Origin of the sequence: Mycobacterium sp. 360MFTsu5.1, assembly GCF_000383495.1 — a bacterium.
GTDB classification, from domain to species: domain Bacteria; phylum Actinomycetota; class Actinomycetes; order Mycobacteriales; family Mycobacteriaceae; genus Mycobacterium; species Mycobacterium mucogenicum_B.
This window is the reverse complement of sequence record NZ_KB911468.1, coordinates 280,347-304,338: the sequence shown is the minus strand read 5'-3', so window position 1 is coordinate 304,338 and position 23,992 is coordinate 280,347. Positions and strand designations below refer to the sequence as shown.

Sequence of the window (23,992 nt, the reverse complement as noted above, 5' to 3'; positions counted from 1 at the left end):
GAGGCGTTGGGATCAGCCGGCGAGCGACGTGGCGCGGCTGGGCAATTCCACGGTGAACGTCGCACCCGTACCGACCCCGGCGCTGGTCGCGGTGATCCGGCCATGGTGGGCATCGACAAGGGCCTTTGCGATCGCCAGCCCGATGCCGGAACCGCCGTGCGCGCGGTCGCGTGCCGAGTCGGCGCGGTAGAACCGCTCGAACAACCGCGGCAGATGTTCGGCGGCGATGCCGTCGCCGTCGTCGGATACCTGGATCCGCACCGAACCACCGGCGGGCGTCGCCGTCACCCGCACCGTGCCGCCGGCATCGGTGTGCCGCAGTGCATTCGTCAGCAGGTTGGCCAGCACCTGGTCGAGGCGCTGCGGGTCGGCCCAGAGGTCAGGCAGTCCCGGCGCGATATCCGATGTCAGCGCAACACCTTTCGCGCGGTACGGCGCGGCGAAGGCGTCGACGGCCGCACCGATCAGCGTTGCGGGCGCGACGGATTGGGTGTCGACGAGCGCCATGTCGCGTTCGGCGTCGGACAGCGCCCGCACGTCGGAGCTGAGCCTGGCAAGCCGACGGGTCTGGTCGCGCAGCACGCCGATCGTGGTCGCGTCGAGCGGATGGATGCCGTCTTCGATCGACTCGAGGTACGCGTCGATGACGGAGACGGGTGTGCGAAGCTCGTGTGCCAGGTCGGCCAACAACTGACGCCGGGTGGTCTCGACGGAGCCGAGCTGCTCGGCCATGGTGTTGAAAGCGTCTGCGATGGCGTCGAATTCGGTGCCCAGGTGGGGTGGCGAGACGCGGATGTCGTAGTTCCCGTCGGCCACCGCGGTTGCGGCGGCGGCGAGCTCGGCCGTCGACCGGTGCATCCGTCGACTCAGGTACCAGCTCAGTGCCAGCGCGGTCGTGGCGGCCACCGCGAGCGACATCCCCACCGAGACGGCGGTCGCCTGCCGGAAGACATGCTCGTAGGGGTGCGGACCGGTACGTCCGGGGACGAGGACGTCCTGCATCACCTGGCGGAACATCGGCGGGCCGATGATGAGGGCGACCGTCGTCGTGGTGGCGATGGCCGCGATGACGACGACCGCGTTGGTGACGAGCAGGCGACTCCGAATGCCGTGCTTGCTGCGCGGATGGTGCTGGACCATCAGCCTTCTCCCATCCGGTACCCGACGCCGCGGACCGTCGTCACGTAGCGCGGCTCGGCTGAGTTGTCGCCGAGCTTCCGGCGTAGATGGCCGACATGGACGTCGACGACGTTGTCGTTGCCGAACCACGATTCGCCCCACACGGCTTCCAGGAGTTGATGTCGCGTCCACACCTGGCGCGGGCGGGACGACAGCGCGGCCAGTACGTCGAACTCGGTGCGGGTCAGCATGATCGGCGCGCCGCCCAGCAAGGTCTGACGGCTATCGGTGTCGATGTGCAGATCGCCGAACACCCGCGGCGGCGTCCCTGCCGTCGAGGCCTGGTCGGGTGCGCGCCGGGGCCGCCGCAGCATCGCGCGGATGCGGGCCACCAACTCGCGGGGACTGAACGGCTTGGTGACGTAGTCGTCCGCGCCGACCGACAGCCCGACGATGGTGTCGATCTCGGTATCGCGGGCCGTCAGCATCACGACATACGCGTCGGAGAACACGCGAAGTTGTCGGCATACTTCGATGCCGTCGAGTCCGGGCAGGCCGATGTCGAGGATGACCACGTCGGGATCCAGCTCGCGGGCAGCGACCAGGGCCGACGGGCCGTCGCTCGCGACGCGTACCTCGAAGAGTTCTCGCTTGAGGTAGCTGGCCACGACGTCGGCCAGCGCGGCCTCGTCGTCGACGACCAGCGCGCGCAGACCTGGCGCGGGTTCGGTGGCGGTCACCTGCTCATAGTGCACCCGCGCGCTGGCGGGGTCGACCGGATGACCTGGTCAGAGCCGGGTTCTTTAACGAATCTTCATCGTTCCTCCGGGGAACCCTTGTCGGCCGATTCGAGGCTGGAAGCCGTCAGAACCTCAACCCGAAGGGACACCGAAATGATCACCAAGATCGCCTTCTTCTCCACCGCCGCCGCAGCGCTGGCCGCTGCGGCGCTGACGGCCGCGGGCCCGGCGCAGGCTGCCAGTGTGTCCGGCAACAATGGCGCCGACGTCGTGTCCACGCTGCGCAGCGAGGGCTACAACGTGCAGGTCGACGGTGCCCCGAGCGCGCCGCTGTCGGCGTGCACCGTGACCGACGTGCACGGTTTGCCGAACCCTGCGGACCCGACCCAGCGTGCCGACACCCGCATGGTCAACAACGTCTACGTCGACGTGACCTGTGCGTCGGACTCCTGACTGGGCGGCCCGCAGGCTGCCCGCCGGCGGCGACATGGTTATGTGAGGACGTGACCGAAGCGCAGTCGCTGCCGCTGGCCGGGATCACCGTCGTCGCGATGGAGCAGGCGGTGTCCGCGCCGATGTGCACGCGCGTGCTGGCCGACTTCGGTGCCCGGGTGATCAAAGTCGAGAATCCGCGGGGCGGCGACTTCGCCCGCGACTACGACGACGTGGTGCTGGGTCAGGCGGCGCATTTCGTCTGGGCCAACCGGGGCAAGCAGTCCATCACCCTGAATCTCAAGTCCGACAAAGGCATTGCGGTGCTGCACCAGTTGCTCGACCGTGCCGACGCGTTCGTCTCCAACCTGGCGCCGGGAGCCACCGCGCGACTGGGATTGTCACCGGAGGAGCTCGGCAAACGGCACCCTCAGGTGATTCCCGTCGAGATCGATGGCTACGGGCCGGGCGGACCCCTTTCCCGGAAGCGCGCGTACGACCTGCTGGTACAGGCGGAATCCGGGTCGTGCGCGGCCACCGGCTTTCCGCGAATGCCGGCCAAGCCGGGCCCGCCCGTCGCCGACATCTCCACCGGTCTGTACTCGGCGCTGTCCATCATGGCGCTGCTGGTGGGCCGGGCTCGCGGGGTATCGGTCGGCGCGGCGCCGTCGGTAGCCGTCAGCCTGTTCGACACGATGACCGACATCATGGGTTATCCATTGACGTACACCCAGCACTCCGGCGTGAACCAGCAGCCGCTCGGGATGGCATCACCGGCCGTCGCGCCGTACGGCGCCTTCGCCACCCGCGATGGCCAGACGGTGGTGCTGGGCACGACCAACGACCGGGAATGGCAGCGCCTGGCCAGGGAGATCATCGACCGGCCCGACCTCGCCGACGACCCACGATTCGCTACCAACCCGGACCGCTGCGCGCACCGCGACGAGCTCCATGCCGCCATCGGATCCTGGTGCGCAGAGCGCGATCTCGAGGACATTCAGCGGATCGCCGACGCCGCCGGTATCGGCAATTCGCGGTACAACCTGCCCAGTGAGGTGGTCGCGCATCCGCACCTCAAGTCCCGCGACCGGTGGCGCCAGGTCAGCACCCCGAACGGCCCCATCGAGGCACTGTTGCCGCCGCCGGTGATCAGCGGCCTCGAGCTGAACATGGGGGCAATCCCCGGACTGGGTGAGCACACAGATGTGATACTCGGCGAATTGGGTTACCGCGCTGAAGATATCGCCGGCCTGCGGGCCGCCGGTGCCATCGGCGAGGTCTACGGATCAGGGAGCGACCATGCGTGAAGTCGTCATTGTCGAGGCCGTACGGACTGCCGTCGGCAAGCGCAACGGGGGACTGGCCGGCCAGCATGCCGCCGACCTGTCCGCGGTGGTCCTGAACGAACTGATGGAACGGTCCGGGGTGTCACCGGACCTCGTCGACGACGTGGTGTGGGGCTGCGTCTCGCAAGTCGGTGATCAGTCGAGCAACATTGCCCGGTGGTCGGTGCTCGCCGCCGGCTGGCCCGAGTCGATCCCGGGCACGACGGTCAACCGGGCCTGTGGATCGTCGCAGCAGGCATTGGATTTCGCCGTGCAGGCCGTGATGTCGGGCCAGCAGGACGTGGTGGTGGCCGGCGGCGTCGAGGTGATGAGCCGGGTGCCGCTCGGCGCGGCCCGTCAGACGGGGCAGCCGTACGGGCCGAAAGCGCTTGCCCGGTATGACGGTTTCGGTTTCAATCAGGGCATCTCGGCCGAGATGATCGCGAGTAAGTGGAGCCTGTCGCGAGCGCGGCTGGACGAGTACTCGGCGCGGTCGCACGAACTCGCTGCCGCCGCACAGGATTCGGGCGCGTTCGTCACGCAGATCGTGCCGGTGTTCACCGACGATGGTGGCGTGGTGCACGAGGACGAGGGCATCCGGCGCGGGACGACCGTCGAGAAGCTGGGCGGCCTCAAGCCGGCCTTCCAGGAGGACGGCGTCATCCACGCCGGCAACTCGTCGCAGATTTCCGACGGTGCGGCAGCGCTTTTGGTGATGACGCTGGAGAACGCGCTGCAGCTCGGCCTCACCCCGCTGGTGCGGTATGTCGGCGGAGCCGTCACCGGCGCCGACCCGGTCCTGATGCTGACGGGCCCGATTCCGGCCACCGAGAAGGTGCTGCGCAAGACCGGCGTGCGGATCGGCGACATCGGCGTCTTCGAGGTGAACGAGGCGTTCGCCCCGGTCCCGCTGGCCTGGCTCGCCGATACCGGCGCCGACGAGGCGGCGCTCAACCCACTGGGCGGCGCGATCGCGCTGGGGCACCCGCTCGGCGCGTCGGGCGCGGTGCTGATGACCCGCATGATCAACCACATGCGCGACAACGGAATTCGCTACGGGCTGCAGACCATGTGTGAGGGCGGCGGCACCGCCAACGCGACACTGGTGGAGCTGGTCGCTTAGGCGCTCTCGGCGCGCGTGAGGTCCAGCGCGATGTCGACCAGCATGTCCTCTTGCCCACCGACGAGTCCGCGTCGACCCGCTTCCTCCAACAGCGTGCGGGCGTCGAGATCGAAACGCGCAGCGGTGGTCTCGGCATGCCGCAGAAAGCTGGAGTACACACCCGCGTAGCCGAGCGTCAGGGTTTCACGATCGACGCGGACCGGGCGTTCCTGCAGCGGGCGGACCAGATCGTCGGCGGCATCCTGCAGCGCGTGCAGATCGCAGCCGTGCTGCCAGCCGAGCTTGGTGGCCGCGGCGATGAAGACTTCCAGCGGTGCGTTGCCGGCGCCGGCGCCCATGCCCGCCAGTGATGCGTCGACGCGGTTGGCGCCGTGTTCTACAGCGGCGATCGAATTGGCCACTCCCAGCGACAGATTGTGGTGCGCATGGATGCCGATTTCGGTTGCCGGGTCCAAGGTTTGACGCAGGGCGTCGACCCGATCGGCGACGTCGCGCATGGTCATTGCCCCACCGGAGTCGACGACGTAGACACACGTCGCGCCGTACCCCTCCATCAGCTTTGCCTGCGCGGCGAGGGCGGCCGGCGTGGCGAGGTGACTCATCATCAAAAAGCCGACAGGGTCCATACCCAGCTCACGGGCAGCGGTGAGATGACGCGCAGAAAGATCGGCCTCGGTGCAGTGAGTGCCGACGCGGACGACCGAGACGCCGGCGCGATGAGCGTCGCCCAGCTGGCGTACGGTGCCGATGCCAGGGAGGATCAGCGTCGCGATGCGAGCGCGGGACACCGCGGCAGCGACGGCGGAGATCCACTCCAGGTCGGTGTGTGCGCCGAAGCCGTACACGCAACTGGACCCGCCCAGTCCGTCGCCGTGTGCGACCTCGATGGAGGCGACGCCCGCGGCGTCGAGCGCAGCGGCGATGGCCACGGCCTGCGTGATGGTGTACTGGTGCCGGACCGCATGCATGCCGTCCCGCAGGGTGACGTCGCTGATGTAGATCATGTTGGCACTCCGGCATTTTCAGTGGCGACCTCGACGAGCACGGTCACCTTGGTGCCGGCGAAGGCACCGATTTCTGGGATGTGTATCGGGCCGATGCTCTCGAACTGCACGGCCTGCTTGAGCCGGAAGCCGCCTACCTCAGCGCCGATTCGTGCCACCGCGGTGTGGATGTCTCGTTCGATGGCAACGTGATCGGCAGCACCGTCGACGAGACAGTAGATGGTGTTCCGCGTCGACGGGGACGGGCTGAGCAGCGAAATGACCTTCGCATGCCGCGCGCCCGCGGTCTGCACTGCGGCACAGGTGGTTTCGATGAGATCGTCGATGCCGCCCCGGATGTCCGGGCCGGCGGAGCGCGCCGAAATCGACGACACGATCTCGGCGTAGATCACGCTCGACGATCTCGCGACGGCAGCGACGATCGGCGCGGTAGCCCCGGCGGTCGCGGTCATTGCGCGTTCTCGGCGAGCATCCGGATCGCCGTGTCGTAGATGGCGTTGGCGTGTATCTCGAACAACTCGAGCAGGTCCACGGAGTCGCCGCCGAGTTCCTTGGCAATGAACAGCCCGTCGGCGCCGGCGATGGAGTAGTTCACCAGCAGCCGCACTTGGGCGTCGGCGAGGCCGGGGGCCAGCTCGCCGAGTGCTTCCGTGAGCGACGCGGTAGCTTGCGCCCGCGCTTGCAGGAAACGCGCGCGGGCCAGCGGCTCCACGGGTCGGCGCTCCAGCGCGAGCATGAGCCCGAGTCGCAGGAAATCGGGATTGTCGAGTAGGCCCTTCGCGAGCTGCTTGGCCAGGCCGATGACACGTTCCCGCGGCTCGCCCTCGGAGGGGAGTTCCCAGACGCGCAGCCAGGTCTCGAAGCTGCGGTCGATCACGGCGGCCAGCAGGTCGTCCTTGTCCTTGAAGTGCCAGTAGATCGAGCTGGCGGGGAGCCCGCACTTCTTGCTGACCAGGGCGATGCTCGTGCCCTCGTATCCGCGTTCGGAGGCAATCGCATTGGCGGCGTCCAGGATTCGCTCACGGGACTGCTCGCCGTCGGCTCGTTTGCGACGGGTCTTGGGTGCTTCGGTCATTTTCGCTCCCGACTCTTGACTCTGTAGCGATCACTACATTACCGTAGCGATCACTACAGAACAAGCCCCGGAGGCTCCAATGAGCAGTGAAGACACCTACGACGTCGCCGTCATCGGGTATGGCCCCACCGGCGCCACCGCCGCCAACCTGCTGGGGCAGCTCGGCTTGAAGGTCCTGGTGATCGAGCGTGACCCGGACATCTACAGCCGGGCGCGGGCGATCTCCACCGACGAAGAGGTGCTGCGGGTCTGGCAGTCGGTCGGGCTGGCGGAGCGCCTTCAGCGCGACATGCTGCCGGGTCGCCCCGTTGCCTTTGTCGATGCCCACGGCCGCCCGTTCATCGAAACGGTCATCTACGGCCGCGGGTGCGGCCATCCGTCGCAGCAGTTCCTGTACCAGCCGGCGGTCGACTCGGTACTCCGCGAAGGCGTGGCGCGTTTCGCCAACGTCGAGGTCCTCCTGGAACACGAATGCCTGCGGGTGGCCAACCGGACCGACGATGTCGAACTGCTGCTGGCCGACCTGCGTACCGACACGTTCAAGCGGGTGACCGCCCGCTACGTCATCGCTTCGGACGGTGGCTCGTCGGCGACGCGCGGGGTGCTCGGCATCGGGTACAGCGGACGCACCTACGGCGAGCGCTGGGTCGTCATCGACACCAAGGTCGTCAAGGAATGGGATGCCCACGACCGCTTGCGGTTTCACTGCAATCCGGCGCGCCCGACCGTCGACTGTCCGACCCCGCTGGGACACCACCGCTGGGAGTACCCGGCCCGTGCGGGGGAGGACGAGAAGGACCTGGTGAGTGACGAGGCGGTGTGGAAGGTACTGCGGGAGCAGGGCGTCACACCCGACAACGTCGAGATCCTGCGAGCCGTCGTCTACAGCCACCATGTGCGAGTGGCGGACCGCTGGCGCGTCGGCCGCGTGTTCCTGGCCGGCGACGCCGCGCACGCCATGCCGCCGTGGATCGGCCAGGGCATGTCCGCGGGCGTGCGCGACGCCGCCAACCTGTGCTGGAAGCTCGCTGCGGTCCTCCGGGGCCAGGCGCCGGACTCATTGCTGGATTCCTATGCCGCAGAACGCAAGCCGCACGTCACCGAGGTCACCCGGCGCGCCGTGCTGGTCGGCCGGATCATCACCGAGCGGAGGCCCTGGCTGGCCGCCATCCGCAACCACGTCGTGCGGGCGCTGACCAGAATTCCCGGCGCCAACGCCGTGGGGCAGAAATTCTGGTGGATTCCGGAGGCTCACTACGACGACGGCTTCTTCGCAGCCGCGCACCCGGCGGTGGGCCGGCAGATTCCGCAACCGACCGTTGACGGTGTGCCACTCGACGATCTGCTGGGCGGCCGTTGGACGCTGATGCACACCGGCGCCGTGCCGGTCGGAGCGGCGGCCTGGGCCGCCGCAGGAGCCGCGACTCTGCAGACAACCGAACCCAGCCTCGTGCGATGGCTGGCCGACCACAAAGCCGACGCCGTCGTACTCCGGCCGGACGGATTCGTCTACGCCGCAGCCTCATCCGGCGGGCGGCTCCCGGCTCCGCCGGCCGGACTGAACCTCACCACCCTGACAGGAGCACCCGCATGACCACCACCCGCACCGAACACACCGTGACCGTCGGCAACCGGAAGATCTTTGTCGCCGAGGCCGGCTCGGGCCCCGCGGTGATGCTGCTGCACGGCGGCGGCCCCGGCGCCTCCGGCGTCAGCAACTACTCCCGCAACATCGACGCGCTCGCAAAGCGTTACCGCGTCCTCGTTCCCGACATGCCCGGCTACGGGCGCTCATCGAAGGGCATCGACAAGTCCGATCCCTTCGGCTCGCTGGCCGACGCGATGCGGGGGCTGCTCGACGAATTGAGCATCAGCACAGTACATCTGATCGGCAACTCCTACGGCGGCGCTGCGGCGCTGCGATTGGCGCTGGACACCCCGGGCCGCGTCGGCAAGCTGGTGCTGATGGGACCCGGTGGCATCGGCACCACCCGTGGCCTGCCGACCGCCGGACTGAACAGCCTGCTGGCGTATTACGGCGGCACCGGTCCCAGCCGCGAGAAGCTGGCCGAGTTCATCCGTAATTACCTGGTCTACGACGGTGATTCGGTTCCCGCCGAGCTGATCGATCTGCGCTACGCCGCATCGATCGACCCGGAGGTGGTGGCCGATCCGCCGCTGAGCCGGCCGTCCGGACCATTCGCCCTGCGAACGCTGTGGCGCATGGACCTGACCCGCGACTCGCGGCTGGCATCGCTGCAGACGCCGACGCTGATCCTGTGGGGCCGCGACGACAAGGTGAACAAGCCCTCCGGCGGACCCATGCTGCAGAACATCATGCCCAACGCCGAACTCGTGATGACCAGTCGTACCGGCCATTGGATGCAGTGGGAGCGTGCCGATCTGTTCAATCAGATGGTCGACGAATTCCTCACGGACAATACGGTGTTCCAGCCATGAGCGTCTTCGGGCATGTCTCGCTCGGTTACCTGGCAGTTGAGACGGAGCGGTTCGCCGACTGGCGGCGGTTCGGCCGCGACGCGATCGGCATGCACCTCGATGACCTCGACTCGGACGCCATCCGATTCCGGCTCGACGAACAACAATGCCGGTTCCTGCTGCGGCGCGGACCGGCTGAGGACGTCACCGCATTGGGCTGGCAGGTCGACGATCACGAGACCTTCGACGAGATCCTCCGCCGCGTGCACCGGTGCGGTGTGCCGGTCACTGTCGGGAGCGACGACGAAGCCGCGCTGCGCGGCGTCGAGCGCTTGGTGCGCATACCCGGCCCCAACGGCTTGGCGCAGGAGTTGTACACGCACGCGCACGTCGGGGACCACCTTTCCGTCGCCGGAAAAGGTTTTGTCACTGGCGAATTCGGACTGGGCCACGTGGCCGTCACCAGCACCAGGCCGCACGAGGTGCGTGGCTACTACAACACCTTGCTCGATGCGCGGCTCAGCGACTTCATCGATGAGACGATGAGCGGGGTGAAGGTCAAAATCCGGTTTCTCCGGGTCAACCGGCGTCACCACTCCGTGGCCATCGCGGCGGTGAATCGGCTGCCCATCAACCCGATTCGAACCCGGGTGCAACACCTCAACATTCAGGTCGCCGAACTCGACGATCTGACGGACAGCTACCAGCGCGTGCGGGCCCTGGGATTCGACATGGCGCTCGGCATCGGTCAGCACACCAATGACCGCGAATTGTCGTTCTATGCCGTCACGCCATCGGGTTTCGAATGGGAGGTCGGTTGGAACCCGCTGGTCGTCGACGAATCGACGTGGAAGCCGACGACGCACCAGGGCATCAGCATCTGGGGCCACGAGATGCAGGCCAGCGTCGACAAGCTCGGGCAGTTCTCGACCGCAGTCAGGTCATTGCTGCACCGCGAAGATACCGTCCCGGCGCTCGCCGGGGTGGGAATCCGCGACTAGTCCCGGGATTTGTGCACGATTTTCCGCGGTGGGCGCGGAATATCGTGCACAAATCACCGGAGGAGGAAACGTCATGAAACGTATTGATACCCACCACCACATGGTCCCGCCGGTCTACCGCAAGGCGTTGGATCGCGCCGGTATCGGCGATGCCGGCGGCCGGGCAATGCCGGACTGGTCTCCGGAAGCGTCCCTGGACACGATGGCCAAGCTCGGTGTCGCCACCGCCATCCTGTCGGTCTCCGCGCCGGGCACGACGATGCTGTCGGCCGCGGCCGACGCGGCCGCATTGGCCCGTGATCTCAACGACTACAGCGCAGAACTGATTGCCGCCCAGCCGGATCAGTTCGGGTTCTTCGCCACCCTGCCGATGCCGCACCTGGATGCCTCCGTCGCTGAGTCGGTGCGTGCGCTCGACGAATTGGGTGCCGACGGGGTGTTCCTGCTCGCCAACAGCGTCGGGACCTATGTCGGTGCGACGGGCCAGGACGCGTTGTTCGCGGAGCTCGACAAGCGTTCGGCCGTCGTGTTCGTCCACCCCGCCGAGCTGCCCGGGCACGCGATCGACGGAGTGCTGCCGTTCGCCGCCGACTTCCTGCTGGACACCAGTCGCGCGGCATACCTGCTGGTGCGCAACGGCATTCGGCGCCGCTACCCGAACATCCGGTTCATCCTGAGCCATGCCGGCGGCTTCGTCCCGTATGCGTCCTACCGCATGGCCATGGGCATCACGAGTGATGTCGGCGGCAGCCCGGCCGATCACCTCGACGACTTCGCGAGCTTCTACTTCGATACCGCGCTGTCGTCCACGGCGGCCGCGCTGCCGTCGCTGCTGGCCTTCGCCAAGCCTGGTCACGTGACATTCGGGTCGGACTTCCCGTTCGCGCCCGTCGAGGTCAGCCAGCTGTACGCAGCCGGACTGGAGACGTACGGGGGACTGGACGACGCCGGGCGCCGCGAGATCGACCGCACCAACGCACTGGCGCTGTTCCCGCGGCTGGGCAGTGCCGCAGCGCCGGCGGCGCCGTCGTTGATTGCGCAGGCACAGCACGCCGCGAGCCGCGTGGTGATGCGGGGTGTCACCCGGTTGCTGGCGCGCTAGCCGCCTCGCGCCGGCGCACCTGGCTGTGCATGTACTTCGGGCTGGGGCCGTCATCATGCACTGACATCGTCAACGCATGGTGACAACGTCAGCCGAAGATGACGGGTCTGAATCGCAAGTGCTGCAGGAGAGCTCGACACGCCGAAGCGATGCGTTCAGGCAGCGGTCAGCGTGTCGGCGAACAATTCGGCGAGTATGACCGAGGCGGCCGGCTAGAGGTTTCCGACTTCGAGTTCGAGGTACTCCGCGTACTTCGCCTGTGCCGCTTCGCGTTTGCCCGGCAGCCACTCCGTCGGCCACAGCTCGTCGGTGCCCTTGTAGTCCCGCAGTACCTGCTTGGCGACCGTGACCTTGTGGACCTCGGTCGGTCCGTCGGCCAGCCCCATCACCGCGGCGCCGGCGACCATGCCGAGGAAAGGCACCTCGTTGGTGACGCCGAGTGCGCCGTGAATTTGCATTGCGCGCCAGGCGATGTCGTGCAGCACCGTCGGCATGACGACCTTGACCGCGGCGATGTCCTTGCGAACCTTCTTGTAGTCGTTGTACTTGTCGATCTTCCAGGCGGTGTGCAGCACGAACAGCCGGAATTGCTGCAGCTGCGCCCACGAGTCGGCGATGTAGCCCTGCACGGCCTGCTTGTCCGCCAGCAGGCTGCCGGCGGTGTGCCGCGAGAGTGCGCGCTCGCACATCATGTCGAGGGCCTTCTGGGCCAGTCCGATGGTGCGCATCGCGTGGTGGATCCGTCCGCCGCCGAGGCGGGTCTGCGCGATGACGAAGGCCTGGCCTTCGCCGCCGAGGACGGCCGAATTCGGTACGCGCACATTGTCGTAATGGATCAGGGCATGCGAGCCGTGGCCGTCGGATTCCCCGTAGATCGCCGAGTTGCGGATGATGTTGACGCCCGGCGTGTTGGTCGGCACGAGGAACATCGACATGCCCTGGTATGGGCTGACGTCGGGGTTGGTCACCACCATGACGATCAGAAACGTGGACGTCGACGCGTTGGACGAGAAGAACTTGTACCCGTTGATCACCCAGTCGTCGCCGTCGCGGACCGCGGACGTCGTGAACTGGGTGGGGTCGGCGCCGCCCTGCGGCTCCGTCATCGAGTAGCAGGAGAAGACCTCGCCGTTCAGCAACGGCCGTAGGTACTGCTCCTTCTGCTCGGGAGTGCCGTAGTGCGCGATGATCTCCGCATTGCCGGTATCGGGCGCCTGACAGCCGAAGATGATCGGCGCCCACTGCGACCGGCCCAGAATCTCGTTGAGCAGCGCCAGCTTCAGCTGCCCGTAGCCCTGGCCACCGAGTTCGGGGCCAAGATGCGTGGCCCATAGGCCTTTTCGGCGCACCTGCTCTTTGAGTGGGTCGACGACCCGGCGCCGGGTCTCGTCGAGTGCGGTGTATTGCAGGTGCGGCCAGATGAGGTCGAGCGGCTCGACTTCGTCGCGCACGAAGGCGTCGGCCCAGTCGAGGAGTTCCTGGAACTCCGGATCGGTTTCGAAATCCCAAGCCATACGGCCTCCTTCAGTTCAGCCACCCGTCAGAAACACACCAGTCTCTGTTTAACGCACAGGGACGGGTTTGGGAACGGCCGCGAGGATTACGCGCTCGCCAACGAATAGGTGTTGGCGAGGTTGTCCTGTGTGACGTGAGCGGCCTCGGTGGTGGTGTCGATGCGCAGCGGGCTGGTCAGCGTCGAGGTCCGGTAGCTCCAGCCGTCAGGCAGCTGCAGCCGCGCACCCAGCCCCGGCAGGTCCGCCAGTGAGAGTGTCGGGTCGACCGTCTGGCTCCATGACTGCATGACCCAGCGCTGCCCGTGCGGGTCGAGGAGCTCGAAGACAGGCCGCCCGGCGCCGAACACGAACACCGTGCGGCGGCTGACCTTGTTCACGCTGAAGGGCGCGGGGTTCATCGACGACAGTTCGACCGTCGCCTGCTGCAGCATCTCGATGCCGCCGAACGTCCTCTTCTCGCCGACGTCCTCGCGGGTTTTCACGATCTCGCTCATCAGCCAGTAGCGCGGGCCGTTGAGTAAAGCGGCCGCGGCCCCGTTCTCCTCGGCGAGGGCCTGCGGGTTGAGTGCGGACCACGCCTCTTGTGGGCAGTCGTTCAGCGGGAAGGTGTTGAACACGGCGACCTGCGGCCCCGTCGGCGTCTGGGAGACCAGCAGCACTTCGCCGTAGCGCTTGCCGAAGGTGTCGGCCGGAGAATTTTCCACGCCGTCAACGCTACGGCCGAAACCGGGCGAAAAGAGCCCGATTTGTCCCATTTCGTGGGAGGTCGGAGGCCTTTTTTGGTGGCTGCTATGGATAAAAGTTTGGTTAGCTAGGTATATTTCGCGCGACAGTGATTTTGTAACGCCGACGAGCTCCATTTCCGTGGACCTGGCGGGCCTGACGGAAGGGTGCCCCGAGTGAGTGCCACCAACACCGAGCGATCCAAGATCGGCCACCTGATCTGGGTGCTCGCGGTGCCGATCGTGATCGGCTGGTTCCTGCTCAACGTCGCCACCAACACGCTGGTCCCGCCGCTGGAGAAGGTCGGCGAGGAGCACACCGTCGGGCTGAGCGCCCAGGACGGCCCGGCGATGATCGCGATGAAGCAGATCGGCGCGAACTTCCAGGAGTTCGACTCCGACAGCAACGCGATGATCGTCCTCGAGGGCGACCAGCCGCTCGGCGCCGAGGCACACCACTACTACGACGGCCTCGTCGCGAAGCTGACCGCCAACACCGACCACGTCGAGCACGTCGCCGACTTCTGGAGCGACCCGCTGACGGCCGTCGGCTCCCAGAGCGCCGACGGCAAGGCCGCGTACGTCCAGGTCTACCTGCGCGGCAATCAGGGCGAGACGAAGGCCAACGACTCCGTCGCCTCGGTCCGGCAGATCGTCGCCGACTCGAATCCGCCGGCCGGGCTGCACGTGTACGTCACCGGCGGCGCCCCGCTGGTGTCGGATCAGCACCACGCCGGTGACAAGAGCGTCGCGCGGGTCACCGCGATCACCTTGTTGGTGATCGCCGTGATGCTGCTGTTCGTCTACCGGTCGATCGTCACCATGATCCTGATCCTGCTGATGGTGTTCCTCGAGCTCGGCGCGGCTCGCGGCGTCGTCGCGTTCCTGGCCAACGCGAACATCATCGGCCTGTCGACGTTCGCGGTGAACCTGCTGACGCTGATGGTGATCGCGGCCGGTACCGACTACGCCATCTTCGCGATCGGGCGCTACCAGGAAGCACGCGGCGACAGCGAAGACCGAGTGAAGGCCTACGACACCATGTTCCGCGGGACGGCGCATGTGGTTCTGGGGTCCGGTCTGACCATCGCCGGCGCCATGCTCTGCCTGAGCTTCACCCGGCTGCCGTACTTCCAGACCATGGGCGTGCCCTGCGCGATCGGCACCCTCGTCGCCGTCCTCGCGGCACTGACGCTGGGGCCCGCCGTCATCAAGATCGGTAGCCGCTTCGGGCGCTTCGAACCCAAGCGCGCCATCCACTCCCGCGGGTGGCGTCGTGTCGGTGTTCTCGTGGTGCGCTGGCCGGGACCGGTGCTCGTCGCGACGCTGGCGCTCGCCCTCGTCGGACTGGTGACGCTGCCCGGCTACAAGACGAACTACGACGCACGCCGCTACGTGCCGGCCGACCTGACCGCCAACGTCGGATACACCGCCGCCGAAAGGCATTTCAGCGCTTCGCGGATGAACCCTGAGCTGCTGATGGTGCAGAGCGACCACGATCTACGGAACTCGGCCGACTTCCTGGTGATCAACAAGATCGCCCGGGCCATCGTGCACACCCCGGGCGTCGCGCGGGTACAGACGATCACCCGCCCCGACGGAAAACCCATCAAGCACACGACGATTCCGTTCATCATGGGCATGCAGGCCGTCACCTCGAAGATGACGGAGAAGTACCAGCTGGACTCGATGGCCAACATGCTGCAGCAGGCCAACGACATGCAGGTCAGCATCGACACGATGACCAAGATGCAGGCCATCACCACGCAGATGGCCGCCACGACGCACGACATGTCGATGAAGACCGCCAACATGGCGCTCGACGTCGCCGACCTCCGTGACCACATCTCCGATTTCGACGATTTCCTGCGGCCCATCCGGAACTACCTGTACTGGGAACCGCACTGCTACGACATCCCGATGTGCTGGTCCACGCGGGCGCTGTTCGACACCCTCGACGGCATCGACGTCATGACCGACGACATCCAGACGCTCGTCCCGGATCTGATGAAGATGGACAAGCTGACGGCCGAGATGGTCACGGTGATGCCGCCTCAGATCGAGGTCATGAAGAACATGAAGCAGTACATGCTGTCCATGTACCAGACCCAGAAGGGTCAGGTGGACCAGCGTGCGGCGTCGTCGGACAACGCGGCGGCCATGGGCGAGGCGTTCGACAACTCGCTGAACGACGATTCCTTCTACCTGCCACCGGAAGCCTTCGACAACAAGGACTTCAAGCGCGGCATGAAGAACTTCATCTCGCCGGACGGCAAGTCGGTTCGCTTCATCATTCAGCACGAAGGTGACCCGGCGACGCCGGACGGCATCGCCCATGTCGACCCGATCAAGCAGGCCGCCAAGGAAGCCATCAAGGGCACCCCGCTGGAGGGCTCCAAGATCTATCTGGCCGGTACCGCCGCCACGTACAAGGACATGCACGACGGCGCGCAGTACGACCTGATGATCGCCGGAATCGCCGCGGTGTCACTGATTTTCATCATCATGCTGCTCATCACGCGAAGCATGGTGGCGGCGGGCGTGATCGTCGGCACGGTGCTGCTGTCGCTGGGCGCGTCGTTCGGTATGTCGGTTCTGTTGTGGCAGCACCTCGTCGGCCTCGAGTTGCACTGGATGGTGCTGCCCATGTCGGTCATCCTGCTGCTCGCGGTGGGCTCCGACTACAACCTGCTGCTGGTGTCGCGGTTCAAGGAAGAGCTGCCGGGCGGTTTGAAGACGGGCATCATCCGTTCGATGGCGGGCACCGGTTCGGTGGTCACCTCCGCGGGTCTGGTGTTCGCGGCCACCATGGCGTCCTTCGCCTTCAGTGACCTGAAGGTCATGGCGCAGGTCGGTACCACCATCGCGCTGGGCCTGCTGTTCGACACCCTGATCGTCCGGTCGTTCATGACACCGGCCATCGCGGCGCTGCTGGGCAAGTGGTTCTGGTGGCCGAAGCGCGTCCGACAGGAGGCGTCCGAGCGGCGACTGGCGGCCATCGGGATTCAGCCGGCGGCGGCCGGCAAGTAGCTCGTGATGAGCTCCGCGGCCATCTGACGGGCCAGGGTGATGGGCGCCGTCGATCGTTCGAGTTTCGACGCGGTGAGGGCGCCGTCGTAGATCAGCTGGATGCGCTGGGCGACCACGGCGGCGTCGGGCACCTGAGCGTTCTGTAGCAGCTCGTTCAGTAGCCCACGCATCCATAACCGGTGTGCCCGTACCGGTTCCAGGGTGTCGCCCGGGAATTCGGTGGCTGCGTTGGCGTACAGACAGCCCCGGAATTGGCGCTTGCGTGCCGCGGCGGCCGCGAGGTCGAAGAACGCCAGCAGCTTGTCCACCGGGTCGGCGATGCCGGAAGTCTTCGATTCCCAGCGGTTGCGATCAGCCTGATCCAATCGGTTCAGGTACGCGATCACCAACGCGTCCTTCGAGCCGTACGAGCTGTAGAGGCTGGCCTTCGCGACCCCCGCCTCGCGCAGGATCGTGTCGATGCCGACGGCCCGAATTCCCTGTGCGGCAAAAAGATTCGACGCGGTGTCGAGTAGCCGCTGGGCCGGCCCGACGGTGTCGGTGCGGGGTGCCGGCCGGTCTGGCCGGGGGGTGCGGGTCGCGCTCATATCTGCACCATAGCGGAGAACCGTCGATAGACAGACCGGTCTGTTCATGCGAGCGTCGTGATGTCATCGACGCCCGACGAACAGGAACACACCGTGACGCTGTACCTCTACGAAATCGCAGGACTGCCCGGCCGGGCCGAGGTCGACCAGGCCATCAAGACGCTCGACGCCGAAGTGCACCGGGCCGGCGGCGAACTCATCGAGGCGCAGGTGACGGCTCAGCACCGGTTGTTCGTGGTCGTGGAGCTCGCCGGCGGTCCGCTGCAGATCGACGCGCCGTCGGTCGGGGCCGCCGAGCTGACCGGCCCGCACGAAGTGCGACTGGTCGGTGCGGAACTGGACCAGCTGAAGGCCGTCCGCCCGACGGCGGGATACCTGGTCGAGTGGGACCTGCCCGCCGACCTGGACATGGAGAGCTACCTGAGCCGCAAGAAGGCCAACGCGCCGAAATACGCGGAGGTGCCCGAGGTCAGCTTCCTGCGCACCTACGTGCGGGTCGACATGGACAAGTGCCTCTGTTTCTACGACGCGCCGGACGAGGACGCGGTGCGGCGGGCGCGCGTGGCGGTGCAGACCCCGATTGATCGGTTGTACGGATTGGAAAGTGGTGGGCAATGACAACTCTGGTGTCCGACGACGTCGCGACCAGACTGGCTCATGTCACGGCCGGGGTGGACGCCCGGGCCGGTGACCTGGACGCGGGCCTCACCGACGTCCGTGACGATCTGCGCGCCCTCGGCGCTTCCGGATTGTTCGGGCTACCGGATCTGCCCGACACCGTGCGGGTGATCGAGCAGGTGTCGGCGGTGAGCCTCGCCGCCGGATTCTCGGCGTGGGCGCATCAGATGGCGATTCACTACCTCGCCGACCGGCCGGACCTGTCGGAGGCGTTGCTCACCGCACGCCGTCCCGGCGTGACCGCCATGGCCTCCGGGCTCAAGCAAGTGGCGGGCCTCGGGCAGCTCCCGATCTTCGCCGGGGAGACGCGTCGTGGTCTGCGGCTCAACGGACCAATCCGCTGGGCATCCAACGTCTTTGACGACGCGTTGATCGTGCTCCCGGCACGGACCGTCACGGGCCGCCTGTATGTCGTGGCGGTCGACGTGAGCGCGGTCGGCGTGGTGGTCGACCCGGCGCCCACGCTGATGGCATTGGGCAGCACCGGGTCGACGTCGCTGCGCCTGGAAGAGGTCGAGGTGAAAGCCGACCGCATCATCAGCGCCGACCTCACCGGGTTCGTCCGTGGGATCAAGCCGACCTTCCTGCTGCTGCAGACCGCATTCTGCGTCGGCGTCACCGGGGCGGCGCTGACCGCGGCCGGTCGGGCGACCGATGGGCTGGCCGCCCAGTTCGACGGCGACCTCGCCGATCTGGTGTCGCACGCCGAAGCCAACCGCCGCCGGCTCTACGAATTCGCCTCGGCGCCAGGGGAAGCCAACCTGGCCGACGTGATCCGGCTACGACTGGATGCCGCCAATGTCGCGGTGGGGGCGACCCGCCTGGAATCGGCGCTGGCCGGTGGCCAGGGCTATCGCGCGGGGACGGCCGCCAACCGCCGGTTCCGCGAAGCGGCTTTTCTGCCCGTGCAATCACCATCGGAAGGACAACTGAGGTGGGAACTGAAGCAGTTCGGATAACCGCGGGCACCAAGAAATTCGGGGACAGCGTCGTTCTCGACGGTATCGATCTCGCCATCGAGTCGGGGGAGTTCGTCGCTGTGCTCGGGCGTAGCGGCAGCGGGAAATCGACCCTGCTGCGGGTGCTGGCCGGCCTGGAATCGCTGAGCTCGGGAACCGTCAGCTGGCCCGCCGGTGGCGAGCGTCCGCACATCGGAGTCGTCTTCCAGGACGCGCTGCTGCTGCCGTGGCTGACGGTGCAGGGCAATGTTTCCTACGCGCGCCGATTCGCACACCGGCGCAAGGGATTCGACGCGGACTATGCGGCAGAGCTGATGCGGCGCTTCGGCGTCGACGGGCTGGCCGACCGCTATCCCGACCAGCTGTCCGGCGGGCAGGCCCAGCGGGTGGCCATCCTGCGCGCTGTGGCGACCCGGCCCCAGTTGCTCCTGCTCGACGAACCGTTCAGCGCGCTGGACCCCGCGACACGTGCCGACCTGCAGCAGTGGTTGACCACCCTCACAACCGAATTGGGTGTGACGGTGCTGCTGGTCACCCATGACGTCGAGGAAGCGCTCACCCTGGCGCAGCGCGTCGTGCTGCTGGCCGACGGCGGCCGGATTCAGCGTCAATGGCACCTGGAGGAGACGGACCAGTCGGGTCTGCGTGACGAAATCCTCAGCCATTACCGCGTTTCCGAACTGTGGGTGGCATGAGCAGACTGCTGATCTCACGACGGCAGGCCTTGATCGCCGCGGCAGCGGCTGCCGGTGGCGCCTTCGGCCTGGCCGACCTGGCGCACAGTGCCACGACCGATTCGGCCGCCGGCGGGCCGCTGCGCGTGGGATATCTGCCGATCACGGACGCCGCGCCGCTGTTGATCGCGCACTCCGCGGGTCTGTATCCGGCGGGTGTCGGCAAGCCGGTGCTGTTCCGGAGTTGGGCGGCGCTGGGTGAGGCATTCCTGAACCGTCAGCTCGACGTCGTGCACCTGCTGATGCCGATGGCGGTGCAGCTGCGCTATGCGCTCGGTGGCGGTGTCCGGGTACTCGGGTGGAACCACACCAATGGCTCGGCACTGACGGTCGCACCGCACATCCGGGAGTTGCCGGATCTTGCGGGTTCGCAGCTGGCGATCCCGTTCTGGTGGTCGATTCACAACATCGTGCTGCAGAAGTTGTTGCGGGCCAACGGATTGCAACCGGTGATCCGCCGGCCGGCATCGCGGGCCGACCGCACCGTGGAACTCGTCGTGATGAGTCCGTCGGACATGGTGCCGGCGCTGGCCACCGGCACCATCGGCGGCTACGTGGTGGCCGACCCGTTCAACGCGATGGCCCAGACCAAGAAGATCGGGCGCATCCACACCTTCCTCGGCGATGTGTGGCGCGACCATGCCTGCTGCGCCCTGGTGACCCGTGACGACGTCATCGCCAGTCGACCGGCGGCAGTGCAACAGCTCACGGACGCGGTGGTGACGGCGCAACTCGCGCTGTCGAAAGATCGGAAGGCGACCGCGGCGAAACTCGGCGGCGGGCGCTACCTGCCCCAGCCGGTACCCGCGATCACGCTCGCGATGACCTATCCCACCGCGCCCTACCCGCTGCGTCACCCGGAGTGGCAGCCGCAGCGGCTCGGCTTCCAGCCGTTCCCGTTCCCGAGCTTCACCGATGAACTGGTGACGTCCATGCGCGACACCGTCATCGACGGCGACCGGCGATTCCTGGAGCGGCTGGACCCCGCCACCGTGCACAGCGACCTGGTCGACGACACCTTCGTCCGTAATTCAATACAGGCCCATGGCGGTCCGGCCGCCTTCGGCCTCAACGGCGATTACACCCGAACCGAGCAATTGGAGCTGTCATGACCACAACAACCGTCCGCTCGGTGATCGATCCGCCGGTGGCAGTGCGCCGTTGGGCCCCGCCGGTCGGCGCCATCGTCGTCGCGGTCGGCCTCTGGTGGCTGACGACCACCGTCCTGTCCGCCCCGCACTCGCTGCTGCGCCAGGCCGCACCACAGCGCGTCGTGCCTGCGATCGTCGACCTGTTCTCCCGCGGCGTGCTGCTGCCCGACATCGGGATCAGCCTGTGGCGGTTGGTGATCGGGCTGGCGGTGGCGGTCGTCATCGGGATTCCGGCGGGCCTGCTGCTCGGGCTCAACACCACGGCCGAGCGAGCGGCGGCACCGCTCGTCCAGTTCGTCCGGATGATCTCGCCACTGTCGTGGGCCCCGATCGCCGTCGCGGTGTTCGGTATCGGCAACGAGCCGGTGATCTTCCTGATCGCGGTGGCGGCCGTGTGGCCCGTGCTGATCAACACCGTGGCCGGCGTGCGCGCCGTCGACCCGGGCTTCCTGGACGTGGCACGGTCGTTCCACGCCACGCGGTGGGAGCTGATCACCGCCGTCGTGCTGCCGGCCATCCGGGGACAGCTGCAGACGGGCGTCCGCGTGGCGCTCGGCATCGCGTGGGTGGTGCTGGTCCCGGCTGAAATGCTCGGCGTGCGTTCGGGTCTGGGCTATCAGGTGCTCAATGCCCGTGACCAGCTGGCCTACGACCAGGTGGTGGCGGTGATCGTGGTGATCGGTGCGCTGGGCTTCCTGCTGGATGTCGTCGCCCGGCGCCTGATTTCTCCAGAGCGGCCAGGAGCGGCGTCCTACCGAGGATAGGGTGTCGCGGTGACTCTTTCGGCGATCGTGACCGTGCCCGCAGGGCTCGCCCCGGCCGACTTCACCGCGCCGATCGCCGGGGAACCGGCACTGGTGCGGGCCGTGCGGGCGGTGCGCGACGTGGCGCCGGTTTCGGTGGTGGCTGCCGAAGAGTTGTCCGACGCCGCTGCGGAATGCCTTGCGGCTCATGACCTCAGTGATGTACCTGTGCGCACCGCGCCCGCGCCGCTCGGTGCGGGGGACCAGGTCCTGATGCACGACGTGCGGTATCCGTTGGCGCCTGCCGAACTGGCGGCGCGCGTGGCTGCCGGCCTGGCGGACCACGACGTCGTCCTTCCGGTCCTGCCGATGACCGACAGTGTGAAGGCCGTCGCCACGAATGACATCGTGCTCGGCAACGTGGACCGATCGGAGCTCGTCACCGCGCAGTACCCGCGGGCCTTCTCGGCGGCCGCCCTGGCTCGGTGCGCCCATCCCGATGACCTCGCGGCGCTGACGTCCGCCGGTCTGAAGGTCGGCATCGTCGACGGCGATCCGAACGCCGTCGCCGTCGACCTCGCGCAGGACAGGGCCCTGCTGGAGGCCATCGTCGCCGCAGGCTGAGTGGCCACGGCGCGGTTGGTCGCGCGGCCCCGTGCCGCCGGTCGCGGTGCCGTTCGCGCGCCGGCCCCGGGTCAGGTGACGCACTTCCATGCGACGAGGCTTTGGTGCCGTCCGAGGCCGGGCGGCGTCCACGCTGTCGCAAACCCGGGCGGGAGCCCCAAGTTCAGGGGCGGTCGCTGGGCTGCGTTCCGCGGTGACCAGCCAGATGTCTAGGACACCTAGCCTTCATTGTATTCTCCCGTTGTGAATGTATGATTCGCCGTAGATGAGAATGAAATTTCCATTACATCGTCGCAGCTCGAGGAGGCGCGGATGGCTCAGGCCACGGTTGATGCAGGCAAGATCACGGGTGCTCGAGCCGCCGAAACGGGCGTGGACCGCCGCATGTTGATCAATGGCGAATTGGTCGCGGGCGAAGGTAGCTGTCCCTCGATCAACCCGGCCACCGAAGAGGTCTTCGGCCACGCGCCCGAGGCCACCGTGGCCGACGCCGAGGCAGCCATCAAGGCCGCCCGCCGCGCATTCGACGACACCGACTGGGCCACCAATGTGGAGCTGCGCATCCGCTGCCTCGACCAATTCCACAAAGCTCTCATCGAGCACCGCGAGGAGTTGGCGGCGCTGACCATCGAAGAAGTCGGCGCCACGGTCGCGCTGACGCATGGCGCGCAACTCGACCAACCCATCGCGATCGTGCGCTACTACGCCGATCTGCTCGAGACCTTTCCGATGACCGAGGACCTCGGCACCGTCGAGATCCGTGGCGCCCAGCACCATCGCTGGGTGGAGAAGGAAAGTGCCGGCGTCGTCGCGGCGATCATCGCCTACAACTACCCGAATCAGCTGGCACTGGCCAAGCTCGCCCCGGCACTGGCGGCGGGCTGCACGGTGGTGCTCAAAGCGGCCCCCGACACGCCCTTGGTCACCCTGGCGCTGGGTGAGCTCATCGCCAACCACACCGACATCCCTGCCGGCGTCGTCAACATCATCAGTTCGTCCGACCCGGCGGTCGGCATCGCCCTGACCACCAGTGGCGACGTCGACGCCGTGACCTTTACCGGCTCGACCGCGACCGGCCGGGCCATCATGGCCGCCGCCAGCACGACCCTCAAGCGGGTGTTCCTGGAACTGGGTGGGAAGTCCGCCGCCATCGTGCTCGACGACGCCGACTTCGCCTTGGCCGCAATGTTTTCCGCGTTCAGCATGGTCACCCACGCCGGCCAGGGCTGCGCACTGACCAGCCGGCTGCTCGTGCCGCGGAAACATCACGACGAGATCGTCGAGATGGTCAAGGCCAACTTCTCGCATGTGCGCTGGGGCGATCCCAAGGATCCGGCCACCTACATGGGGCCGCTCATCAGCCAGAAGCAGCGCGACAAGGTCGATGCCATGGTGCAACGGGCCGTCGCCGACGGCGCCACCCTGGTCACCGGCGGCGAGAAGAAGGGCCCCGGCTACTTCTACACGCCGACCCTGCTGACGAACGTCGACCCCGACAGTGAGATCGCCCAGGAGGAAGTCTTCGGACCCGTGCTGGCGGTGATCGCGTACGACGACGATGACCACGCGGCCGAGATCGCCAACAACTCCATCTACGGACTGTCGGGCGCGGTGTTCGGCAGTCAGGAGCGCGCCCTGGCGTTGGCCCGGCGCATCCGCACCGGAACCTTTTCGATCAACGGCGGCAATTACTTCAGCCCCGACAGCCCGTTCGGCGGGTACAAGCAGTCCGGCATCGGCCGGGAGATGGGTGCGGCCGGACTCGAAGAGTTTCTCGAGCGCAAGACCTTCGCCACGGTCGTCGCCTAGACCAGGTTCATTTGATGCCCACCGTCGTCGCCATCGGTACGTACCTGCCGTTGACCGAGAGCAGCAATGCCGCCGGGCCAC

23 protein-coding genes are annotated in these 23,992 nt (G+C 67.2%); 15 read left to right on the top strand and 8 right to left on the bottom strand.

Annotated features, from left to right (window positions below; genetic code table 11):
- Window positions 1-12: 12 nt before the first annotated feature.
- Both H289_RS0118590 and H289_RS0118585 read right to left on the bottom strand, forming a co-directional pair.
- On the bottom strand, window positions 13-1,140 hold the full coding sequence (locus tag H289_RS0118590; protein ID WP_020102321.1) for a HAMP domain-containing sensor histidine kinase: 1,128 nt from the start codon (window positions 1,138-1,140) through the stop codon (window positions 13-15).
- On the bottom strand, window positions 1,140-1,874 hold the full coding sequence (locus H289_RS0118585; protein WP_020102320.1) for a winged helix-turn-helix domain-containing protein: 735 nt from the start codon (window positions 1,872-1,874) through the stop codon (window positions 1,140-1,142). The genes H289_RS0118590 and H289_RS0118585 overlap by 1 nt, the downstream gene beginning before the upstream one ends.
- 138 nt (window positions 1,875-2,012) lie before the next feature.
- Here H289_RS0118585 and H289_RS0118580 point away from each other — a divergent pair, with 138 nt between their 5' ends.
- The 3 genes from H289_RS0118580 to H289_RS0118570 are packed head-to-tail and all read left to right on the top strand — an operon-like array spanning window position 2,013 to window position 4,739.
- Window positions 2,013-2,312, top strand: coding sequence for a hypothetical protein (locus tag H289_RS0118580; protein WP_020102319.1), 300 nt, complete (start codon window positions 2,013-2,015; stop codon window positions 2,310-2,312).
- 50 nt (window positions 2,313-2,362) lie between these two features.
- Window positions 2,363-3,598 (top strand): CaiB/BaiF CoA transferase family protein, encoded by a 1,236-nt coding sequence (locus tag H289_RS0118575; RefSeq protein WP_020102318.1) that lies wholly within the window; start codon window positions 2,363-2,365, stop codon window positions 3,596-3,598.
- A complete protein-coding gene (locus H289_RS0118570) occupies window positions 3,591-4,739 on the top strand; it encodes a thiolase family protein (protein ID WP_020102317.1) in 1,149 nt (382 codons plus the stop codon). The genes H289_RS0118575 and H289_RS0118570 overlap by 8 nt, the downstream gene beginning before the upstream one ends.
- On the opposite strand, the gene dmpG is transcribed toward H289_RS0118570, so the two are convergent.
- Genes dmpG through H289_RS0118555 form a run of 3 tightly spaced genes read right to left on the bottom strand, consistent with a single transcriptional unit; the run spans window position 4,736 to window position 6,818 of the window.
- Window positions 4,736-5,743, bottom strand: coding sequence for a 4-hydroxy-2-oxovalerate aldolase (dmpG, locus tag H289_RS0118565; RefSeq protein WP_020102316.1), 1,008 nt, complete (start codon window positions 5,741-5,743; stop codon window positions 4,736-4,738). The two genes, H289_RS0118570 and dmpG, sit on opposite strands and share 4 nt — an antisense overlap.
- Window positions 5,740-6,195 carry a hypothetical protein gene (locus H289_RS30800; RefSeq protein ID WP_020102315.1) on the bottom strand — a complete coding sequence of 152 codons (456 nt, stop codon included), beginning with the start codon at window positions 6,193-6,195 and terminating at the stop codon, window positions 5,740-5,742. Before H289_RS30800 ends, dmpG begins: the two co-directional genes overlap by 4 nt.
- On the bottom strand, window positions 6,192-6,818 hold the full coding sequence (locus tag H289_RS0118555; RefSeq protein WP_020102314.1) for a TetR/AcrR family transcriptional regulator: 627 nt from the start codon (window positions 6,816-6,818) through the stop codon (window positions 6,192-6,194). The genes H289_RS30800 and H289_RS0118555 overlap by 4 nt, the downstream gene beginning before the upstream one ends.
- Window positions 6,819-6,897: 79 nt before the next feature.
- Here H289_RS0118555 and H289_RS0118550 point away from each other — a divergent pair, with 79 nt between their 5' ends.
- From H289_RS0118550 to H289_RS0118535, 4 genes are all read left to right on the top strand, one after another.
- Complete coding sequence (locus tag H289_RS0118550) at window positions 6,898-8,412, top strand: bifunctional 3-(3-hydroxy-phenyl)propionate/3-hydroxycinnamic acid hydroxylase (RefSeq protein WP_020102313.1); 1,515 nt, start codon at window positions 6,898-6,900, stop codon at window positions 8,410-8,412.
- A complete protein-coding gene (locus H289_RS0118545; protein WP_020102312.1) occupies window positions 8,409-9,278 on the top strand; it encodes an alpha/beta fold hydrolase in 870 nt (289 codons plus the stop codon). The genes H289_RS0118550 and H289_RS0118545 overlap by 4 nt, the downstream gene beginning before the upstream one ends.
- The gene (locus tag H289_RS0118540) at window positions 9,275-10,258 is read left to right on the top strand and encodes a VOC family protein (protein WP_020102311.1); all 984 of its coding nucleotides are present in this window, start codon (window positions 9,275-9,277) and stop codon (window positions 10,256-10,258) included. The genes H289_RS0118545 and H289_RS0118540 overlap by 4 nt, the downstream gene beginning before the upstream one ends.
- Window positions 10,259-10,331: 73 nt before the next feature.
- On the top strand, window positions 10,332-11,360 hold the full coding sequence (locus H289_RS0118535; protein ID WP_029105421.1) for an amidohydrolase family protein: 1,029 nt from the start codon (window positions 10,332-10,334) through the stop codon (window positions 11,358-11,360).
- Between the two features lie 212 nt (window positions 11,361-11,572).
- Here the strand turns inward: H289_RS0118535 and H289_RS0118530 are convergent, their stop codons facing one another.
- Together H289_RS0118530 and H289_RS0118525 are read right to left on the bottom strand one after the other, a co-directional pair.
- Complete coding sequence (locus H289_RS0118530) at window positions 11,573-12,874, bottom strand: acyl-CoA dehydrogenase family protein (protein ID WP_020102309.1); 1,302 nt, start codon at window positions 12,872-12,874, stop codon at window positions 11,573-11,575.
- A gap of 86 nt (window positions 12,875-12,960) precedes the next feature.
- Complete coding sequence (locus H289_RS0118525; protein WP_020102308.1) at window positions 12,961-13,578, bottom strand: hypothetical protein; 618 nt, start codon at window positions 13,576-13,578, stop codon at window positions 12,961-12,963.
- 195 nt (window positions 13,579-13,773) lie between these two features.
- Between H289_RS0118525 and H289_RS0118520 the strand changes: the two genes are divergently transcribed.
- Window positions 13,774-16,626: an MMPL/RND family transporter gene (locus H289_RS0118520; RefSeq protein ID WP_020102307.1), complete on the top strand. Its 2,853-nt coding sequence runs from the start codon at window positions 13,774-13,776 to the stop codon at window positions 16,624-16,626.
- On the opposite strand, the gene H289_RS0118515 is transcribed toward H289_RS0118520, so the two are convergent.
- Window positions 16,602-17,213: a TetR/AcrR family transcriptional regulator gene (locus tag H289_RS0118515; protein ID WP_020102306.1), complete on the bottom strand. Its 612-nt coding sequence runs from the start codon at window positions 17,211-17,213 to the stop codon at window positions 16,602-16,604. The two genes, H289_RS0118520 and H289_RS0118515, sit on opposite strands and share 25 nt — an antisense overlap.
- A gap of 93 nt (window positions 17,214-17,306) precedes the next feature.
- Between H289_RS0118515 and H289_RS0118510 the strand changes: the two genes are divergently transcribed.
- The 7 genes from H289_RS0118510 (at window position 17,307) to H289_RS0118480 (ending at window position 23,911) form a co-directional block, all read left to right on the top strand.
- A complete protein-coding gene (locus tag H289_RS0118510) occupies window positions 17,307-17,831 on the top strand; it encodes a DUF4242 domain-containing protein (RefSeq protein ID WP_029105420.1) in 525 nt (174 codons plus the stop codon).
- The gene (locus H289_RS0118505) at window positions 17,828-18,850 is read left to right on the top strand and encodes an acyl-CoA dehydrogenase family protein (RefSeq protein ID WP_020102304.1); all 1,023 of its coding nucleotides are present in this window, start codon (window positions 17,828-17,830) and stop codon (window positions 18,848-18,850) included. Before H289_RS0118510 ends, H289_RS0118505 begins: the two co-directional genes overlap by 4 nt.
- Window positions 18,826-19,545: an ABC transporter ATP-binding protein gene (locus H289_RS0118500; RefSeq protein WP_020102303.1), complete on the top strand. Its 720-nt coding sequence runs from the start codon at window positions 18,826-18,828 to the stop codon at window positions 19,543-19,545. Before H289_RS0118505 ends, H289_RS0118500 begins: the two co-directional genes overlap by 25 nt.
- The gene (locus H289_RS0118495) at window positions 19,542-20,696 is read left to right on the top strand and encodes an ABC transporter substrate-binding protein (protein ID WP_036420862.1); all 1,155 of its coding nucleotides are present in this window, start codon (window positions 19,542-19,544) and stop codon (window positions 20,694-20,696) included. The genes H289_RS0118500 and H289_RS0118495 overlap by 4 nt, the downstream gene beginning before the upstream one ends.
- On the top strand, window positions 20,693-21,499 hold the full coding sequence (locus tag H289_RS0118490) for an ABC transporter permease (RefSeq protein ID WP_020102301.1): 807 nt from the start codon (window positions 20,693-20,695) through the stop codon (window positions 21,497-21,499). Before H289_RS0118495 ends, H289_RS0118490 begins: the two co-directional genes overlap by 4 nt.
- Window positions 21,500-21,508: 9 nt before the next feature.
- Window positions 21,509-22,102 (top strand): IspD/TarI family cytidylyltransferase, encoded by a 594-nt coding sequence (locus H289_RS0118485; RefSeq protein ID WP_029105417.1) that lies wholly within the window; start codon window positions 21,509-21,511, stop codon window positions 22,100-22,102.
- Window positions 22,103-22,414: 312 nt separating this feature from the next.
- Window positions 22,415-23,911: an aldehyde dehydrogenase family protein gene (locus tag H289_RS0118480; protein ID WP_020102299.1), complete on the top strand. Its 1,497-nt coding sequence runs from the start codon at window positions 22,415-22,417 to the stop codon at window positions 23,909-23,911.
- The last annotated feature ends 81 nt before the right edge of the window (window positions 23,912-23,992 follow it).

What these genes read in the sequence shown, in the direction of transcription:
- H289_RS0118550 (WP_020102313.1), top strand. Translation starts at nt 6,898, where the DNA reads ATGAGCAGTGAAGACACCTACGACGTCGCCGTCATCGGGTATGGCCCC.
- H289_RS0118490 (WP_020102301.1), top strand. Translation starts at nt 20,693, where the DNA reads ATGACCACAACAACCGTCCGCTCGGTGATCGATCCGCCGGTGGCAGTG.
- H289_RS0118580 (WP_020102319.1), top strand. Translation starts at nt 2,013, where the DNA reads ATGATCACCAAGATCGCCTTCTTCTCCACCGCCGCCGCAGCGCTGGCC.
- H289_RS0118555 (WP_020102314.1), bottom strand. Translation starts at nt 6,818, where the DNA reads ATGACCGAAGCACCCAAGACCCGTCGCAAACGAGCCGACGGCGAGCAG.
- H289_RS0118515 (WP_020102306.1), bottom strand. Translation starts at nt 17,213, where the DNA reads ATGAGCGCGACCCGCACCCCCCGGCCAGACCGGCCGGCACCCCGCACC.
- H289_RS0118505 (WP_020102304.1), top strand. Translation starts at nt 17,828, where the DNA reads ATGACAACTCTGGTGTCCGACGACGTCGCGACCAGACTGGCTCATGTC.
- H289_RS0118535 (WP_029105421.1), top strand. Translation starts at nt 10,332, where the DNA reads ATGAAACGTATTGATACCCACCACCACATGGTCCCGCCGGTCTACCGC.
- dmpG (WP_020102316.1), bottom strand. Translation starts at nt 5,743, where the DNA reads ATGATCTACATCAGCGACGTCACCCTGCGGGACGGCATGCATGCGGTC.
- H289_RS0118570 (WP_020102317.1), top strand. Translation starts at nt 3,591, where the DNA reads ATGCGTGAAGTCGTCATTGTCGAGGCCGTACGGACTGCCGTCGGCAAG.
- H289_RS0118590 (WP_020102321.1), bottom strand. Translation starts at nt 1,140, where the DNA reads ATGGTCCAGCACCATCCGCGCAGCAAGCACGGCATTCGGAGTCGCCTG.
- H289_RS0118495 (WP_036420862.1), top strand. Translation starts at nt 19,542, where the DNA reads ATGAGCAGACTGCTGATCTCACGACGGCAGGCCTTGATCGCCGCGGCA.
- H289_RS0118530 (WP_020102309.1), bottom strand. Translation starts at nt 12,874, where the DNA reads ATGGCTTGGGATTTCGAAACCGATCCGGAGTTCCAGGAACTCCTCGAC.
- H289_RS0118480 (WP_020102299.1), top strand. Translation starts at nt 22,415, where the DNA reads ATGGCTCAGGCCACGGTTGATGCAGGCAAGATCACGGGTGCTCGAGCC.
- H289_RS0118545 (WP_020102312.1), top strand. Translation starts at nt 8,409, where the DNA reads ATGACCACCACCCGCACCGAACACACCGTGACCGTCGGCAACCGGAAG.
- H289_RS0118540 (WP_020102311.1), top strand. Translation starts at nt 9,275, where the DNA reads ATGAGCGTCTTCGGGCATGTCTCGCTCGGTTACCTGGCAGTTGAGACG.
- H289_RS30800 (WP_020102315.1), bottom strand. Translation starts at nt 6,195, where the DNA reads ATGACCGCGACCGCCGGGGCTACCGCGCCGATCGTCGCTGCCGTCGCG.